We start from the raw sequence: 14725 nt of genomic DNA on the forward strand, positions 1-14725 counted from the left end.
AATCAAAATTACAACTTGTTTTTTCTAATTGTTTTTGGTATGTTAGGAGTTGAGGTGAGTGTTATGACATTGGAAGAATTCCAAACATATCTGAAACGACCCGCCACAATGGAGGAGGCGGGGGAGATCGTGGACATTTTGGGCTCCACCATCCTGTCCGCCGTCAAGATGCTCCCGAATACCGAGGAGAACAAAGAGGTCAGTCTTTTCCTGTCCATGGGGTTCGGCGTGGCCTTCTACCGCCGCTTTAAATCCATCATGCCTCCAGAGGAATTTTTCCGCCACCTGCAGGAGATGATGGACAGCCGAAATGCTGAAAACGCCCAGGACCCTGCCTGAGCGTTTCAATACCCCCGAATCCGCCCTACACCAAAACCAGGAGAAATGCCCGCCATGCAGGGCCCGATGCCCCCTATCGGACCCTGCACCTCAAGGATCACGCAAAGGGCGGAGATACCCCGCCGGGGGGGGCCCCCCGCTTGACTGATTTTGTTACACATATCCGTACATCCCGCGGACGGACACCTCTCCCGCGGAGAGGGCCTCCCGGCGGCCGTCATCGTACTCCACCACCAGACGGAACTCGTCGTCGATGGACAGAGCGGTGGCCTCGGTGCGGGAGGCGGGGGTGATGAGCTGTACCCGATTGCCCGGCGTGAGGCAGTCGGCCCGGTACCGGGCCAGATAGTCCGCCTTGCCCTGGGGAAAGGCGGAGTACATCCGGTCCAGAGCCCGGATGATCTGGACCGCCAGCTCGGAGCGGCGCACCGGGCGGCCCAGGACATTGAAGAGGGAGGCTGCGATGGGCCGCACGTCGGGGCTGAAGTCCTCGGGGCGCTGGTTGACATTCACGCCAATGCCGGTGACCAGATACTGGAGGGCGTTGATCTCGTTCTCCAGCCCCATCTCGGTGAGAATACCGCACAGCTTTTTCCCTTCCAGCACGATGTCGTTGGTCCACTTGATCCTGGGGCGGACGCCGCAGGCGGCCTGGATGCCATCGCATACAGCCACTGCCACCCAGGCGGTGAAGTCCACCACCTCTATGGGGGGGAGCTGGGGGCGGAGAAGGGCGGTCAGATACAGCCCGCAGCCCCGGGGGGACTGGAAGGAGCGGCCCAGCCGGCCCCGGCCGCCGGTCTGCTCCTCCGCCAGCACCACCAGGCCCTCCGGCGCGCCCGCCATAGCCTGGCGCTTGGCCTCCGTGTTGGTGGAGTCGATGGTGTCCAGACAGAGCAGGCGGCTCCCCACCAGACAGCCGGCCAGGTGGCCGGACAGCTCCCCCTCCCGCACCCGGTCGGGGGCGGACTCCAGGCGGTAGCCCCGGTTGGGGGCGGAGGTGATCTCATATCCCTCCTGGCGGAGAGCCTCGATGGCCTTCCACACGGCGGCGCGGCTGACGCCCAGTGTACGGCTCATGGCCGCCCCGGACAGATATTCCCCCGGGTGCGCCAGCAGCAGGGACAGAACGGTTTCTCGGCTCAAGGCAGGGCCCTCCTTTAAATCGGCAATCAGAACTTGTGGTCTTTATTATACCCGTGGGGGCTGGGTGGTGTCAACTGAGGCTGGCAGACAGGCATAACCCCAGGTCCTGTCCCATATAAATGGGAAAAACGAGAAAGGGTGAACGCAATGGCGTATGAAGAGAACATGCCCAGGATGGAGGGGGCACACCATGTCATTCTGGAGGGGCGGGAACAGCTGTCCGTCTCCGGCGTGGAGGAGGTGGAGAGCTTCGATGAAAACACCATCATCATGACCACAGTGAAGGGGACCCTGGTGGTCCGGGGGGAGGATCTGCACATCGAGAAGCTCTCTCTGGACGGGGGAGACCTGCGGGTGGAGGGCGTGGTCGATTCCCTATCCTATGAGGACGACAGCCGGGAGCGGGGCGGATTCTTCGCCCGTCTGCTGCGCTGACATGACCATTTCGGTGGCGCAGCAGGCCGCCGCCCTGGCCCAGGCGGCGGCGCTGGGGCTGGCGGTGGGGCTGCTGTATGACCTGTTCCGTGTCCTCCGGGTCCGGGTGGCCCTGCCCCTGCTGGGGGCGGTGCTGGATCTGTCCTTCTGGATCATTGTGACAGTGGCGCTGTTCGTCTGGTCTCAGCAGGCATGGCGGGGGGAGATCCGGCTGTACGGGATCTTCTTTCTCTTTGGGGGCGGGGTGCTCTATTTCTGGCTCATCAGTACCTGGATGCTGAAAATCGGCTATTTTTTGGCAGATGCGGCGGCCCTGGTGTGGCGCATCCTTACCCTCCCCCTGGCGGCGGCGGGAAAATTGCAGAAAAAAACTAAAAAATTTGCAAAAAATAGCTTTCATTTTGCGCAGGAATGGTTTAGAATAAATCAGATAACTGAGGAGCTGGATGCCGCCGCCCGGAGACGGGAGCGGCGGGAGACGGGAGGGAGTGCGCATGCGGTTCAAGCGAGCCGGTCTTTTGACCAAGGTCGTGGTGATGGTCCTGCTGATCTACATGGCCACGGCCCTGCTGGATCTCCATGGGCAGATCCAGACCATCCAGGTGGAGCGGGAGGAGCTGAATCAGCAGGTGGCCGCCCAGCAGCTGGAAAACCAGCAGCTGGCCAACGCCATCGAAAACAGTGACGATCCTGACATGCTGGAGTCGGTCGCCCGGGACAAGGGCTATGTGAAGTCGGGGGAGACCCTCTACATCGACGTGGCCAACTGACCACCCAGGAAACGGCCTCAGGGGGAAATTTACAAGGAGGATATATCAGTCGCTTATGGAGTTTGGTGTTGGGTCCATTGTGGATGGGAAGGTTACGGGAATCACAAAATTCGGTGCCTTTGTGGCCCTGCCGGAAGGGAGATCCGGCTTGGTCCACATCTCTGAGATCGCTTATTCCTATGTGAACGAGGTGTCGGATCACCTCAAGGAGGGGCAGGAAGTCAAAGTAAAAGTCATCGGCATCGATCAGAACAACCGGATCAATTTGTCCATCAAGAAGGTGACAGAGCCCCCTCCCCGCCCGGCCGGCGGCGGACAGGGCGGACGGCCCCGTTCCGGGGGAGGGCGGCCTGGCGGCTTCGCGCCCCGGCCTGCCGCGCCCAAGGAGCCCACTGACTTTGAGGACCGGCTGAAGCAGTTTATGCAGTCCTCTGACAGTAAGCTGTCTGAGCTGCGCTACATAGAAAAAAAGGGAAACTCCCGCCGCTCCCGCCGGTGAGAGGCACCGGGACCGCGCAGCTGCCTGCGCGGTCCTTTTTTATCCCGGCATACAAAAACGCCCCCGGATGGATCTCCATCCAAGGGCGTTCAGCAAATGCAGGAACAGATTCGCAGAGAAAACCAGTTTGGTTGAGCTGCCTGACAAATATACCATATAATTACAAATATGTCAACTAAAGAATTGCCGGAAAGGAGCAATATATGCTGATCATTCACGGAACGGTGCACACCATGGACGGACCGGCCATCGACAACGGGTTTGTAGCCATACGGGAGGGAAAGATCTGGAAGGTGGGACCGATGGAGGAGTGCCCCGCCGACTGGAAGGGGGAGACGCTGGATGCCCGGGGGGGGCACATCCTGCCTGGCTTCGTGGACGCTCACTGCCACCTGGGGATGTTCGGGGACGCCATGGGCTTTGAGGGGGACGACGGCAACGAGGCCACCGACCCCTGCACCCCCCACCTGCGGGCCATCGACGGAGTGAACCCTATGGACCGCTGCTTCCGGGACGCGCGGCTGGCGGGAGTGACCACGGTCCTGACCGGTCCGGGCAGCGCCAATCCCATCAGCGGCCAGTTCGTAGCCATGAAGACCGCCGGCCGCTGGCTGGACGACATGGTCATCAAGGCCCCGGCGGCCATGAAGCTGGCGCTGGGAGAGAACCCCAAGCTCACCTACCACGAGCGGCATGAGGGACCCATCACCCGGATGGCCACCGCTGCCGTCATCCGGGAGAATCTGGCCAAGGCAGTGGAGTACCGGGACAAGCTGGAGCGGGCGGCTGCCGACCCAGACGAGGAGAAGCCGGAGTTTGACGCAAAGCTGGAGGCCCTGCTCCCTGTGGTCCGCCGAGAACTGCCTGTCCATATCCACGCCCACCGGGCGGACGATATCGCCACCGGCATCCGCATCTGCAAGGAGTTCGGGCTGGAGTATGTCATCGTCCACGGTACGGAAGGCCACCTCATCGCCAACGAGCTGGCCCGGGAGGGGGCCCGGGTCATCACCGGCCCCTGCCTGGGGGACCGTTCCAAACCGGAGCTGGCTAACATGAGCCTGGAGACCCCGGTGCTGCTGGCGATGGCGGGGGTGAAGATCGCTATCTGCACCGACCACCCGGAGACCCCGGTCCAGTACCTGCCCCTGTGTGCCGCCATGGCAGTGAAGGGCGGCCTGCCGGCGGATGCGGCCCTGGCGGCCATCACCATCTGGGCGGCGGAGATCGGCGGAGTGGCTCACCGGGTGGGCTCCCTGACGCCGGGGAAGGACGGTGACGTGGTGGTGATGAGCGGCCATCCCCTCAACTGGCTCAGCCGGGTCTCCGCCGTGGTGGTGGACGGCCGGCGGGTGACGGAATGATGTTCTGTTAGAAGAGGGAAACTCTTGAGAAAAATTCACAAAAAAGTCTAGAATTTTTTGACGCCTGTGGTATAATTGACTCATCGGAGGCCAGATCTCCGATGAAGTTGGCCCTCCGGGGCGAAAGGAGCGGAATGTTATGAAGTTTGTGTTTACGGACAAAAAGGTGAACCTGCCCGCCGTGATTCATCGGTACGCGGAGAAAAAGGTGGGGAAGCTGGACCGTTTCTTTAAAGAGGACGCCACCGCAGCTGTCACATTCAGCATCGAGAGGGACCGGAACAGAGTGGAGGTCACCATCCGGTCTGGCGGCACCATCTTCCGCGCGTCGGAGAGCACCTCCGACATGCACGCATCCATTGACGCCGCTGTGGCCACGCTGGAGCGCCAGATCCGCAAAAATAAGACCCGGCTGGAGAAGCGGCTGCGCCAGGGGGCTTTTGAGCGCAGCGTGGATGAGGAGATCTCCACTTTTGTGCCCGACGGGCCGGAGGAGGGGGAGTACAACCTGGTCCGCAGCAAGCGCTTTCCCATCAAGCCCATGACCCGGGACGAGGCCATCCTTCAGATGAATCTGCTGGGCCACAGCTTCTTCGCTTTCCGGGACGAGGATGCGGACGGTGCTTTCGCGGTGGTCTACTGCCGCAATGACGGAGATTACGGCCTGATCGAAGACGAGGCCTGACCCAGCTTGAATAGAGCGGAAAGGGCCGGACGGACAGAAGTCCGCCCGGCCCTTCTTCCGTGATCCAAAACGGGAGGGGAGTTTCCCTCCGGACAGAATGGAGTGGCTTTATGAATCCCAAAGCGCTGATCGATCTGCACTGTGACACGCTGACAGACTGCCGGCCCACCCCTGCGGGGAATCCGGACACGCTGGACGACCCGGAGCGGGTGCTGTCCCTGTCCGCCATGCCGGAGGATGTGCACTGGGCTCAGTTTTATGCGGTCTTTATTCCCGATGAGTATCGGGGACAGGCGGCCATCGACTATTTTGAGCAGAACCGGGAGAACTTTTTTCGCCAGATGAAGAAGTTTTCTCAGCGGGCAGCCCCCTGCCGCACCTATGCGGACATGAAGCGGGCATGGGCCGGAAATCAGACAGCGGCCTTTCTCACCATCGAGAACGGATCGGCGCTGGCCGGAGACCTGAGCCGCGTCCAGGTGCTGGCAGACCAGGGGGTGCGGGCGGTGACGCTGGTGTGGAACGGCGAGAATGAGATCGGCTCGGGCCACACCACGGACCACGGGCTGTCCGCCTTCGGAAAAGCGGTGATCCCAGAGCTGGAGCGATGCGGCATCCTGGTGGACGTGTCTCACCTCAACGACCCGGGCTTCTATGATCTGCTGGAGGTGGCCCAAAAGCCCTTTCTGGCCACCCATTCCAACGCCAGGGCGGTGTGCGGCCACAGACGCAACCTCACAGACGAGATGATTCGGGAGATGGTGGACCGGGACTGTCTGATCGGCCTGAACTACTTTGTGAAATTCCTGCGGGACGAGGGCAGGGTGGAGAGCTTGGATGACCTGTACCGCCATGTGTCCCACTTCCTGGAGCTGGGGGCGGCCAAAAACCTGGCCCTGGGCTCCGACTTTGACGGGGCCGACTTGCCGGACTACCTGAACAGCCCGGCCAAGGCGGCGGGGATCTATGAGTATCTGCTGTCCCGGGGTATCGGCCAGGAACTGGCCGACGGGATCATGTTCGGCAACGCCAGCCGCTTTTTCCAGACCCATTTGACGTAACAAGACGCCCCCTCCCTCCACGGAGGGGGCGGACTTCTTCTGTAGGGCGTGAGTGCCGACACGCTAGAGAAAGGAGCGAAGTGATGGAAGGGCTGGATGATCTGGAATTTTTGTCAGAGTACCGGGAGGACAACCGTATCGAGGCCAAGCGGGCCCAGGGCGGCCTGCCCCACAGCCTCTGGGAGACCTACTCCGCTTTCGCTAACACCCTGGGCGGGGTGATCCTGCTGGGGGTGGCGGAGGCGAAGGACGGCTCCCTGTATTCGGTGCCACTCCTGGACCCGGAGGAGCTGGTGGAGGAGTTCTGGTCCATCGTGCAGGACCCCAAGCTGGTCAGCGCCAACGTGCTCCGGACGGAAGACGTGCGGCTGATGCGGAGCGGGCGGAACACGGTGGTGGCCATCTTTGTGCCCAGGGCAGATTTCCGCCAGCGGCCGGTGTATCTGGGCTCCGACCCCTATCGGGGCACCTACTACCGCTGTGGGGAAGGGGACCGCCGCAGCCCCCGGCACGAGGTGGAGGCCATGCTCCAAGACCGGGGAAACGACTGAGCGTAGGGAGAATAGCGAGGACGCAGGGGGGAGCCCTGCGTCCTCGCTGTATCCGGGAGCTGATCAGCTCTCCATGTGTTTTCCCAGGAAGGCGGCCGCCGCCTGGGCCAGCTTGTAGTCGATCTCGTCGGGAGACTGGCTCTCCCCGTCCTCCGCAAAGATGACGCAGCCCAGCACATCGCCCTCGGACAGGATGGGGGCGGCAGTGCCCACATGGAACGCGGTCCCGTCGGCGCAGAGGGGAATGGTCTCGGCTCCCGGCTTGTGCTGATAGATCTGACGGCCCTCCATCAGCCGCTCCAGCTCAGGGGAGATCTGCTTGTCTTGGATCTCACGCCTGGGGGCGCCGGTGACGGCCACGCAGTTGTCCCGATCGGTGATGACTGCGATCTTGCCGGCGGTGCGGCCGATGGTCTCACACAGCTGGCCGGCGAACTCGGACACGCCCCCCATGAGGGAATACTTTTTGAAGATGACCCCGCCGTCCCGGTCCGTGTAGATTTCCAGCGGGTCACCTTCCCGAATACGCATCGTGCGGCGGATCTCCTTGGGGATGACCACCCGGCCCAAGTCATCGATGCGCCGTACGATTCCAGTGGCTTTCATATATCAAATTCCTCCTGCGGTTGCATTTTGTAGACAGAGAGTAGTATCCGCAAAATCTGGTTGCCTATGCAAAAATTTGCGGAAGGACTTTGCGGGCAGAGTCGTAAGATCCGGCGCGAGAGCGCCTTGCGGCAGGAGGCTTTTTTGCTTTGATATGAGAGACACCCGAAGGGCCTCCGCCTTGACGGAGGCTCTCCATGGAGAAAAAAGTGCTGCCGTCCCCCTGGGACGGCAGCACGGGAACAGCAGGATCACAGGAGGAACATGGCCACTAGGGGCAGGGTTATCATGCAGAACAGACTGGTGAGGAACACGATCTTGGCGGCAAGGCCCCGGTTGCCGTTGTAGGTCTCCGCCAGAATGGTGGTGACCGAGGGGGCGGGCATGGCCACCGTGATGAGGACGATGGAGGCGATCAGCGGGTTAGACAGGGGGAGCAGGCACATCACCGCCCAGGTGAGCAGGGGGACAACGATGAGCCGCATACCGGTGGCGGTGTAGGCGTCCTTGTCCCGGAACAGCTCGGCCCCCTTGCCGGAGGCCAGAGCCATGCCAGTGACGAACATGGACAGGGGTGTGGTCACATTGGACAGATGGGTGACGGGGGTCATCAGGGCCTCCGGCAGGGGGATCTGCCCCACATAGAAGATGAGGCTGAGGATAAGGGCGATGTTGATGTTGCTCAGCAGGGTGCGGACCAAATTGACAGGCTGGGCGTCGGTGCCGCAGTCAGCGCACACCATCCGCACACCCAGGGTATAGACCAGCAGGTTGAAGGGTACGCCGAACATGACGGCCAGGGCCAGGCCCTCCTCGCCAAACAGGGCCAGGGCCACGGGGAAGCCCATAAAGCCGTTGTTGCAGAAGGTGGCACCGAAGGACCAGATGCCCCGCCGGCCCGCCGGTACCTTCAGCACCTTGGAGATGCCCCAGGACAGGGCGGCGTACAGGGGGAAGAGGACCAGTCCGATGACGATGATGATGACCCCGTCCACCAGGAAGGCGGAGTCAAACTCCCGGGTGGCCAGGGAGGAGAAGATGGTGCAGGGCAGGGTGACCTTCAGCAAAAGGCTGGACATGGGGGCGGAGGCGGCAGGGGGGACGATCTTTGTCTTTACGGAGACCCATCCCACGCCCATGAGAAGAAACAGGCCGATCAAGCTGGAAAATACCATTCCGATGTCTAGCTGCATAGGAACCCCTCCCGGGCCGGCCGATGGCCGGCGTTCTTTCTGTAAGCCTAGTTTATCAGAGAAGGGGAGGGCTGTCCAGAGATACCGGGGCCGGGAGCGTGAAGATTTTTCCTGGATCTATGAAAAACAGACATGCCAGTACTCAGTGGGTCCTGAAATCCACCGCGATGCGGCTGACCAGGCCGTCTTCAAAGAAAAAGAGAATGGCCGGCTTGAGGCGCCCCTCCTGGGAGCTGTACCAGACGCCCGGAAACTCCTGGCCGTTGAAGGGGGGATCCTGGAGCGTGGGGTAGGCGTTCTCCACCTCCGCGCGGGTGGAGCCCACTCGGATGCCCCGGGCGGTGTAAAAGGCCGGGTCAGTGGTCTCCAGATACCAGACTGAACGGCGGTCATACTCCGGCTGGCAGTAGGTGACGGAGGTAAAGCCCTCCCAGCTCAGCTGCTCGAGCTGGAGGCTGTCGCTGGAGTCGCTGCCCCGCCAGCTCTTCAGGACGGTGTGGACGGGACGGTCGTCCTCCCCGTAAAAGGAGATCTCGCTGGACCAGAGGCCGGCGGGCATGGGGAAGCCGTCCCGCCAGAGAGCGGCGTACACGTCAGACAGCACGCCCTCCCAGGAATCCGTCAGGGCGGCGGTGAGGAGATGGCCGCCCGGCACCGACATGACGGTGCGCACCCCAAGAAAGTTTTTCGACTGGTCCAGATCAAAAAAGAGGTAGTCCTCCAAATCGTGCGGATCGGTCAGACGGTCCCCGCTGCCGTACAGCAGATAGCGGATGCGGTAGATCCCGCACAGGGTCTCATAGGTGGGATAGAGGGCGGCGGGCTGAATGTCCTGGATCACCAGGTCGCCGGCCTGGGGGGAGAGCCCATCCCCCAGGAACCAGGCCCGACCTGAGACCGGCCGGAAGCGGCCTGAGGTGAAGTAGTCCAGCACCATCTGCTCCGCCTCCTCCGTGAGCGCCGGGGGGCGGGGCGTGCCGGGGGAGACGGGGAGGGCAGGGGAGGTGAAGCCGCCCTCCGGCTTCTCGTCCGCGAAGTGCCATTGCCGCCACAGGGGCGGGTCCAGGTCCAGGCACTCCTCCGCCGGGACCAGAGGGGGCAGGCGGTGGAGGTCGTACGGATTATAGCGGGTGAAGGTCCCAGCGGACCAGATATAGAGGTGCTCCGCCCCGCTGACGGCGTCCGCCGCGCTGTCCTCCCGGTCGTCGGAGCGGGCGGTGAGGTAGAAGAGGGGCTGGCCGTCCCCACCCATGCGGAAGCCCTCCAGGTCCGGGTCCTGGATGCAGAGGTCGGCCCCGGGGACCTCCTGGGCCAGCTCCGGGTCGTACTGCTCCGCCAGGGCCAGATACAGCCCCTCCTCCGTCACCCCGGCCAGTGCCAGGGCGTCCTCCAGGGACACCTGCCGCCGCTCCTCCTTGTCGTACACCAGGGAGAGGACATGGCCCGTGTTCAGATCGCTGACAAAGTAGGTCTGAAAGAAGAGCAGGTTCAGATACCGGTCGGTCTCCGCGGGGTAGAGCAGGCAACAGTTGTCATACCCATCCGTACCGGATGGAAGGGGGCCCTCCAGGAGCGGGAGGTAGCTGTCCCGCAGGCCGGACAGGGCCCGGTTAATGGAGGTCAGCCCCTCGTCGGCTTTCTGGCCGTCCGGCAGGACCAGAGTGGGGATCTCCAGGTAGTTGCTGTTGGTGTCGTAGTGCTGGACCTCCATCACCACCAGGGGGTCGGCGGGCTGGCTCCGGCAGGAGACCAGCCAGCCGCAGGAGAGGATGAGCAGGGCGGCAAGAAAGAGGAGGGGGAGAGGCGGACGCTTTTTCTCACACTGAAACAGGTTACGGATGCGAGCCTCCGCCTGCCGGGCGGAGCCGGAGAGGGGAGTGGAGAAGGGGGTGGAGGGTGGGGGCTGTTTCATGGTCTCATCTCCTTTCGGTATGCGGAGGGGGCTCAGAGCAGCCGGGTCAAGACGATGCGGCTGACATGCTCCCCTTTAAAAAAGAACAGAAGAGCCAGCCCCTGATCGTTGTCCATGTCCTCACAGTACCACATGCAGTCCATCTCATTCAGGGAGGGGTTCCTGGTGCTCTCGGACTTCAGAGCTGGATAGGAGGCCAGGACCTGCTGGCGGCTGTCTCCCACCCGGATGCCTCGGAGGGTGTACACATCGGTCCGGGTGGTCTCCACTCCCCGGAGGGTCTCGGAGCCGTCGGAGGCCAGGTGGTAATAGTCGGCGGAAAAGCCGTCCCAGCTGTATCGGACCCACATGTCCCCCTCGTTCTGGACCAGCCCCTCACCAGGCAGCTCCTCCCGGACGCCGGCCTGGGAGAAAAACAGAGCTGTATCCTGGAGCCCGGGCCCAGCGGGGGTGGGCCATCCGTCCCGGAACAGGGCTATCTCCGGATCGTACAGATCCCGGAAGGGCTGGCGGGCGACCTCGTCCAGAGACATGGCGGCAGGATTGGAGATGGCCTCCCCCGCCACGGACAGAAAGACTCCGTCCCCGGCGCTTCGGCTGAGGACGAGGGTGAAGGGCGCCTCCTGAGGGACCCAGCTGCCGGCACGGAACTGCATGGCCTCCATGGTATAGACCGAGCCCACAGTGTTGTCCGCCAGGGCGGCGGAGCCGAGATAGTCCACCAGAGTCAGGAGCAGATCCCCCTCCTGGGGAGGAGAAAGCTGGTCCCAGCCGGAAAAGAAGATCTGGTCCGCCCCCAGACGGGCAGACAGATACTGACGGACCAGGGCATAAAATTCTCTGCTGTTCAGGCCGGAGGGTACGGTGTCCTCCTCCGGCAGAGCCTGCATGGCGGCCTCTACCTCCGAATAAGAGCCCATGGACCAGCCCTGGACGACAGAGATGCATCCCTCTTCGGGGCTGTACCGGATGCGGGCGGCCAAGTAGAGGTCACTGTCTGCGTCCGCCCGGGCCAGCAGGTCGTAGGAGGCCTCCGCCATGTCGTTCCGCCCTGGATAGGACCCGTCCGTCGGGGCGAGGGAGAGGATCTGCCAGGAGGCGGAGGCATTGTGGGCGTTCCAGGGGTTGTGCCCGCTGCGGGTGAAATCCTCCAGCCACACCCGGGTCTGGTAATAGATGCCGATGTTCAGCTGGTCCTCAGGGGCCGTATAGAACTGCTCATTGTGATCGGGGAGCCACTGGGGGCCGTCTCCGTCAATGACGGCGTAGTCCGTCCGGGCAAACACGTCCACGCCGCCTGGAGCAAGGAGCGCCAGAGCGTTCTCCCAGTAGGAGTCATAGGCCGCCCGGGCGGCGGAGCCCTCCTCCCGGACGTCTCCCTCCACCGGCCAGACCCAGGTGAACTGAGTGCCGTCGAAAGCGAGAAGACCGGATTCTCCCTGAGAGAGCCACTGGGAAAGGCTGTTGGCGGTGTACAGGAGATAGGAGGTCCCGTCCTGCTGGAAGGGAACGGCATGGGGCTGGCATCCCTGGCCCTGCACCAGAAAGACAGGGCCGACAGCCCCGTCGGACTCCTGCACCACGCCGATGGCCAGTATATAGTGGGAGGACCCGTCGGAGAGAGAGACAGCGGCCAAGGTGCACCCGTTTCCCGGGAGCGTGGCCAGGACCTGGCTGACTGGAGGAGAGGTGAGATCCAGGGCGGAGAGTCCCCGGTCCAGAACGGCCTGTATCAGCCGGGCACTAGGGGCATCATGCTCCCCTGTCTGGACGCAGTCCCCTTCCAGCGGCGGAGCCTCCTGGCTCTGGCAGGCCACCAGCCCGCCGCAGGACAGGATGAGGAGCAGGACCAGGACCATCAGCCAGACTGGCGGTCGCCGCTTGGGGCCCTGGAACAGGTTGCGGATGCGCGCCTCCGCCTGCCGGGCGGAGCCGGAGAGGGGCGTGGAGAAGGGGGTGGAGGGACACTGGGATCTGGCCATAAAAGCACGTCCTTTCAGAAGAAATGGAGCGGGGAGAACGGCGCGGGGTGGTCAGGAGAAGGAGAAAAAGCCGTATCCCCACCGCAGATCACACAGGCCGTACCCAGAGAGAACAGCGCCCGCCTCAAACAGCCCGTAATAGCCGCCGCGCCAAGAGCGGCAGCGCGGGGAAATATTCTCCGCAGGAGTGCCGGGGAGGTAGAGACAAAACTCGTTTCCACCATCCAGCCCATAGGGGGCGGCGGCCACATAGCGGATGCCGCCCTCCGTCCACTCCGTCCCCTCCGGGCGGCCGGTGGTCACCTCCAGGTCCGTGAGGGTGAGGGACCAGGTGCGGCTGTCTAGGGGGGTCAGCATGGAGAAGGCCCCCTGGAACTGGCACAGATAGGTGATATCCATATCGCGGTTGTGGAACTTCCCGGAGAAGGTGCCGTCAGGGAACAGGGTCAGGTCGGTGCTCCAAGCCCCAGCCCCGCTGGAAAAGGTGAAATGGACGCCCTCCTCTGGGATGGGGAGCGTGCTCTCCTCCGGAGGAAGAGCCCCCCGGGATACCACGCCGGTGAGCAGGGGGACGCCGTACCTGGAGAAAGTGTACCGACGGCGGATGTCCGGATAGTTGGAGACATGCTCCGTCTCCACCACGCCGCCTGTGTCCTCCAGCTCCAGGGGGGCAAAAAACAGGCCGGAGAACACCAGCTGCCCCATCGCCTCGTTCCAGAGGAAGTGGGCATAGTTCACGTTGTGGGGAAAACCGCAGTTGACCAGCAGGCCCAGGTCCGCGGAGCCGTCCCCGTTCAGGTCCCGCAGGTCGGGAGCGCCAGGGACCTTGTCCGAATCCAGGAGGCGGTACAGGCCTTCATAGAGGTGGAGCCCGTCCTCCAAGACGGAGCCGGCGGTGATGGACTGGAGCAGGACAGGGCCGTCCCACACCTTCACCTGACGGATGAGCACCGTGCTCTCCATGCCGTCGATGGGAGACTCGTCAAACTCCAGGGTGAGAGTGCGGCCATCCGAGAGGGGGAGGGGGCAGCGGGGAGGTTCCCCGTCCAGCCCCAGCTCTTGTGGCGTGCCTATTGTCCACTCTACGGCCTGAGGTACTTCCCCGGTCCCGTGTCGGAGGCGCAGGCGGGCAGTGAGGCACAACTCCGGGTCCGAGTCTGCCTGGGCTGTCAACAGATAGTCAGCTTCCTCGGAGGCGGCAGGGGAGGACAGCAGGTAGCGGCCATCGGCGGGGGTGAGGGCACGGATCTGCCAGGCGGCGGGGAGGCCCTCCGTCTGCCAGGGATTGCAGCCCTCCTGAGCGAGCCACTCCAGCCAGACCCGGGCCTGCTCATACACCCCGTCGGGCAGGTCCAGCTCCGGGGAAGACCAGAAGGAGTCGGAGTGGTGATAGGTCCAATGGGCGGGAGAGCCCCCGTAGGGGCTGGAGGCCGTTTCCCGGGAGAACAGCTCCACACCGGAGGGGGACAGCAGGGGCAGATAGGTCTGCCAGAATTCCTCATATTCCTGAGCGGCCCGGGAGCCCTCCTCCAGGATGTCCCCCTCCGCCGGCCACGCCCAGGTGAGCCGGCTGTCCTCCAGGCACACTACCCCGGCGGAGCCGGAGCGGCTGCCCTGATCCAGGGTGTTGAAGGTGTAGAGCAGGCGGAGCTGACCGCTGCCGTACTCCCGGAACGGGAAGATATGGGCGGCCCCCTCCGGTCCGGAGACCACATAGGCCGGGCCCCGTAGGGTGCTGGTCGCCTGTTCCACTGCCCCGATGACCAGCCAGGAGGCGGAGTCTTTCTGGAAGAGAGCGGTGGCCAGGGTGGTCCCGTCCTGGCTGTGGGCACAGAGAAGCTGGGGGATGGATTCTCCGTCCTCTGCCGTACCCATCTGGGGAGCGGCGGCCCCGTACAGGGCGTCTACCAGGAGGAGGTCCTCACTGGAGAGAGGCTGGGAGGTGGCGGAGGCAGAGAGGGCGCTGATCTCCGCCTTTTCCGGCGGAACCTTTTGGTCCTGGCAGGTCACCAGCCCGCCGCAGGACAGGATGAGGAGCAGGGCCAGGACCATCAGCCAGACTGGCGGTCGCCGCTTGGGGCCCTGGAACAGGTTGCGGATGCGCGCCTCCGCCTGCCGGGCGGAGCCGGAGAGCGGGGTGGAGAAAGGGGTGCGAGGGGAGGTTCGGTCCATGGCGGTATCT

The 14725-nt window shown here is 63.5% G+C and carries 14 protein-coding genes and 1 pseudogene; 9 read left to right on the forward strand and 6 right to left on the reverse strand.

Going from position 1 to position 14725, the window contains the following annotated elements:
• Window positions 1–63: 63 nt before the first annotated feature.
• The gene (locus NE584_RS05380; RefSeq protein WP_133248255.1) at window positions 64–339 is read left to right on the forward strand and encodes a hypothetical protein; all 276 of its coding nucleotides are present in this window, start codon (window positions 64–66) and stop codon (window positions 337–339) included.
• A 153-nt stretch (window positions 340–492) separates the two neighbouring features.
• Here NE584_RS05380 and NE584_RS05385 read toward each other — a convergent pair whose 3' ends face one another.
• Complete coding sequence (locus NE584_RS05385; protein ID WP_108980667.1) at window positions 493–1485, reverse strand: biotin--[acetyl-CoA-carboxylase] ligase; 993 nt, start codon at window positions 1483–1485, stop codon at window positions 493–495.
• A gap of 147 nt (window positions 1486–1632) precedes the next feature.
• Here NE584_RS05385 and yabP point away from each other — a divergent pair, with 147 nt between their 5' ends.
• The 8 genes and pseudogenes from yabP (at window position 1633) to NE584_RS05420 (ending at window position 6850) form a co-directional block, all read left to right on the forward strand.
• Window positions 1633–1920: a sporulation protein YabP gene (gene yabP / locus NE584_RS05390; protein WP_050623617.1), complete on the forward strand. Its 288-nt coding sequence runs from the start codon at window positions 1633–1635 to the stop codon at window positions 1918–1920.
• Window position 1921: 1 nt separating this feature from the next.
• Window positions 1922–2179, forward strand: a pseudogene (gene yabQ, locus NE584_RS19820) (spore cortex biosynthesis protein YabQ); the annotation flags it as partial.
• 235 nt (window positions 2180–2414) lie between these two features.
• Entirely contained in the window at window positions 2415–2690 is a 276-nt protein-coding gene (locus NE584_RS05395) for a septum formation initiator family protein (RefSeq protein ID WP_050623618.1), read from the forward strand.
• Window positions 2691–2745: 55 nt separating this feature from the next.
• Window positions 2746–3189 carry a S1 RNA-binding domain-containing protein gene (locus NE584_RS05400; RefSeq protein ID WP_050623619.1) on the forward strand — a complete coding sequence of 148 codons (444 nt, stop codon included), beginning with the start codon at window positions 2746–2748 and terminating at the stop codon, window positions 3187–3189.
• Between the two features lie 203 nt (window positions 3190–3392).
• Window positions 3393–4553 (forward strand): amidohydrolase, encoded by a 1161-nt coding sequence (locus tag NE584_RS05405; protein ID WP_050623620.1) that lies wholly within the window; start codon window positions 3393–3395, stop codon window positions 4551–4553.
• A 139-nt stretch (window positions 4554–4692) separates the two neighbouring features.
• Window positions 4693–5238: a ribosome-associated translation inhibitor RaiA gene (gene raiA, locus NE584_RS05410; protein ID WP_050623621.1), complete on the forward strand. Its 546-nt coding sequence runs from the start codon at window positions 4693–4695 to the stop codon at window positions 5236–5238.
• Between the two features lie 110 nt (window positions 5239–5348).
• Entirely contained in the window at window positions 5349–6299 is a 951-nt protein-coding gene (locus NE584_RS05415; protein WP_108980669.1) for a dipeptidase, read from the forward strand.
• An 83-nt stretch (window positions 6300–6382) separates the two neighbouring features.
• Complete coding sequence (locus NE584_RS05420; RefSeq protein WP_187120334.1) at window positions 6383–6850, forward strand: helix-turn-helix domain-containing protein; 468 nt, start codon at window positions 6383–6385, stop codon at window positions 6848–6850.
• Window positions 6851–6913: 63 nt separating this feature from the next.
• On the opposite strand, the gene NE584_RS05425 is transcribed toward NE584_RS05420, so the two are convergent.
• From NE584_RS05425 to NE584_RS05445, 5 genes are all read right to left on the reverse strand, one after another.
• On the reverse strand, window positions 6914–7456 hold the full coding sequence (locus NE584_RS05425) for a stage V sporulation T C-terminal domain-containing protein (RefSeq protein ID WP_050623623.1): 543 nt from the start codon (window positions 7454–7456) through the stop codon (window positions 6914–6916).
• 251 nt (window positions 7457–7707) lie between these two features.
• The gene (locus tag NE584_RS05430) at window positions 7708–8649 is read right to left on the reverse strand and encodes an AEC family transporter (protein ID WP_108980670.1); all 942 of its coding nucleotides are present in this window, start codon (window positions 8647–8649) and stop codon (window positions 7708–7710) included.
• A gap of 142 nt (window positions 8650–8791) precedes the next feature.
• On the reverse strand, window positions 8792–10561 hold the full coding sequence (locus NE584_RS05435; RefSeq protein WP_108980671.1) for a hypothetical protein: 1770 nt from the start codon (window positions 10559–10561) through the stop codon (window positions 8792–8794).
• 32 nt (window positions 10562–10593) lie between these two features.
• Window positions 10594–12543 carry a hypothetical protein gene (locus NE584_RS05440; RefSeq protein ID WP_108980672.1) on the reverse strand — a complete coding sequence of 650 codons (1950 nt, stop codon included), beginning with the start codon at window positions 12541–12543 and terminating at the stop codon, window positions 10594–10596.
• 51 nt (window positions 12544–12594) lie between these two features.
• Entirely contained in the window at window positions 12595–14715 is a 2121-nt protein-coding gene (locus NE584_RS05445; protein ID WP_256182097.1) for a hypothetical protein, read from the reverse strand.
• Between the last annotated feature and the right edge of the window lie 10 nt (window positions 14716–14725).

The organism is Clostridium sp. DFI.5.61 (assembly GCF_024462915.1).
GTDB classification, from domain to species: Bacteria; Bacillota; Clostridia; order Oscillospirales; family Oscillospiraceae; genus Lawsonibacter; species Lawsonibacter asaccharolyticus.

What these genes read in the sequence shown, in the direction of transcription:
- NE584_RS05380 (WP_133248255.1), top strand. Translation starts at nt 64, where the DNA reads ATGACATTGGAAGAATTCCAAACATATCTGAAACGACCCGCCACAATG.
- yabP (WP_050623617.1), top strand. Translation starts at nt 1,633, where the DNA reads ATGGCGTATGAAGAGAACATGCCCAGGATGGAGGGGGCACACCATGTC.
- NE584_RS05395 (WP_050623618.1), top strand. Translation starts at nt 2,415, where the DNA reads ATGCGGTTCAAGCGAGCCGGTCTTTTGACCAAGGTCGTGGTGATGGTC.
- NE584_RS05400 (WP_050623619.1), top strand. Translation starts at nt 2,746, where the DNA reads ATGGAGTTTGGTGTTGGGTCCATTGTGGATGGGAAGGTTACGGGAATC.
- NE584_RS05405 (WP_050623620.1), top strand. Translation starts at nt 3,393, where the DNA reads ATGCTGATCATTCACGGAACGGTGCACACCATGGACGGACCGGCCATC.
- raiA (WP_050623621.1), top strand. Translation starts at nt 4,693, where the DNA reads ATGAAGTTTGTGTTTACGGACAAAAAGGTGAACCTGCCCGCCGTGATT.
- NE584_RS05415 (WP_108980669.1), top strand. Translation starts at nt 5,349, where the DNA reads ATGAATCCCAAAGCGCTGATCGATCTGCACTGTGACACGCTGACAGAC.
- NE584_RS05420 (WP_187120334.1), top strand. Translation starts at nt 6,383, where the DNA reads ATGGAAGGGCTGGATGATCTGGAATTTTTGTCAGAGTACCGGGAGGAC.
- NE584_RS05425 (WP_050623623.1), bottom strand. Translation starts at nt 7,456, where the DNA reads ATGAAAGCCACTGGAATCGTACGGCGCATCGATGACTTGGGCCGGGTG.
- NE584_RS05430 (WP_108980670.1), bottom strand. Translation starts at nt 8,649, where the DNA reads ATGCAGCTAGACATCGGAATGGTATTTTCCAGCTTGATCGGCCTGTTT.
- NE584_RS05435 (WP_108980671.1), bottom strand. Translation starts at nt 10,561, where the DNA reads ATGAAACAGCCCCCACCCTCCACCCCCTTCTCCACTCCCCTCTCCGGC.
- NE584_RS05440 (WP_108980672.1), bottom strand. Translation starts at nt 12,543, where the DNA reads ATGGCCAGATCCCAGTGTCCCTCCACCCCCTTCTCCACGCCCCTCTCC.
- NE584_RS05445 (WP_256182097.1), bottom strand. Translation starts at nt 14,715, where the DNA reads ATGGACCGAACCTCCCCTCGCACCCCTTTCTCCACCCCGCTCTCCGGC.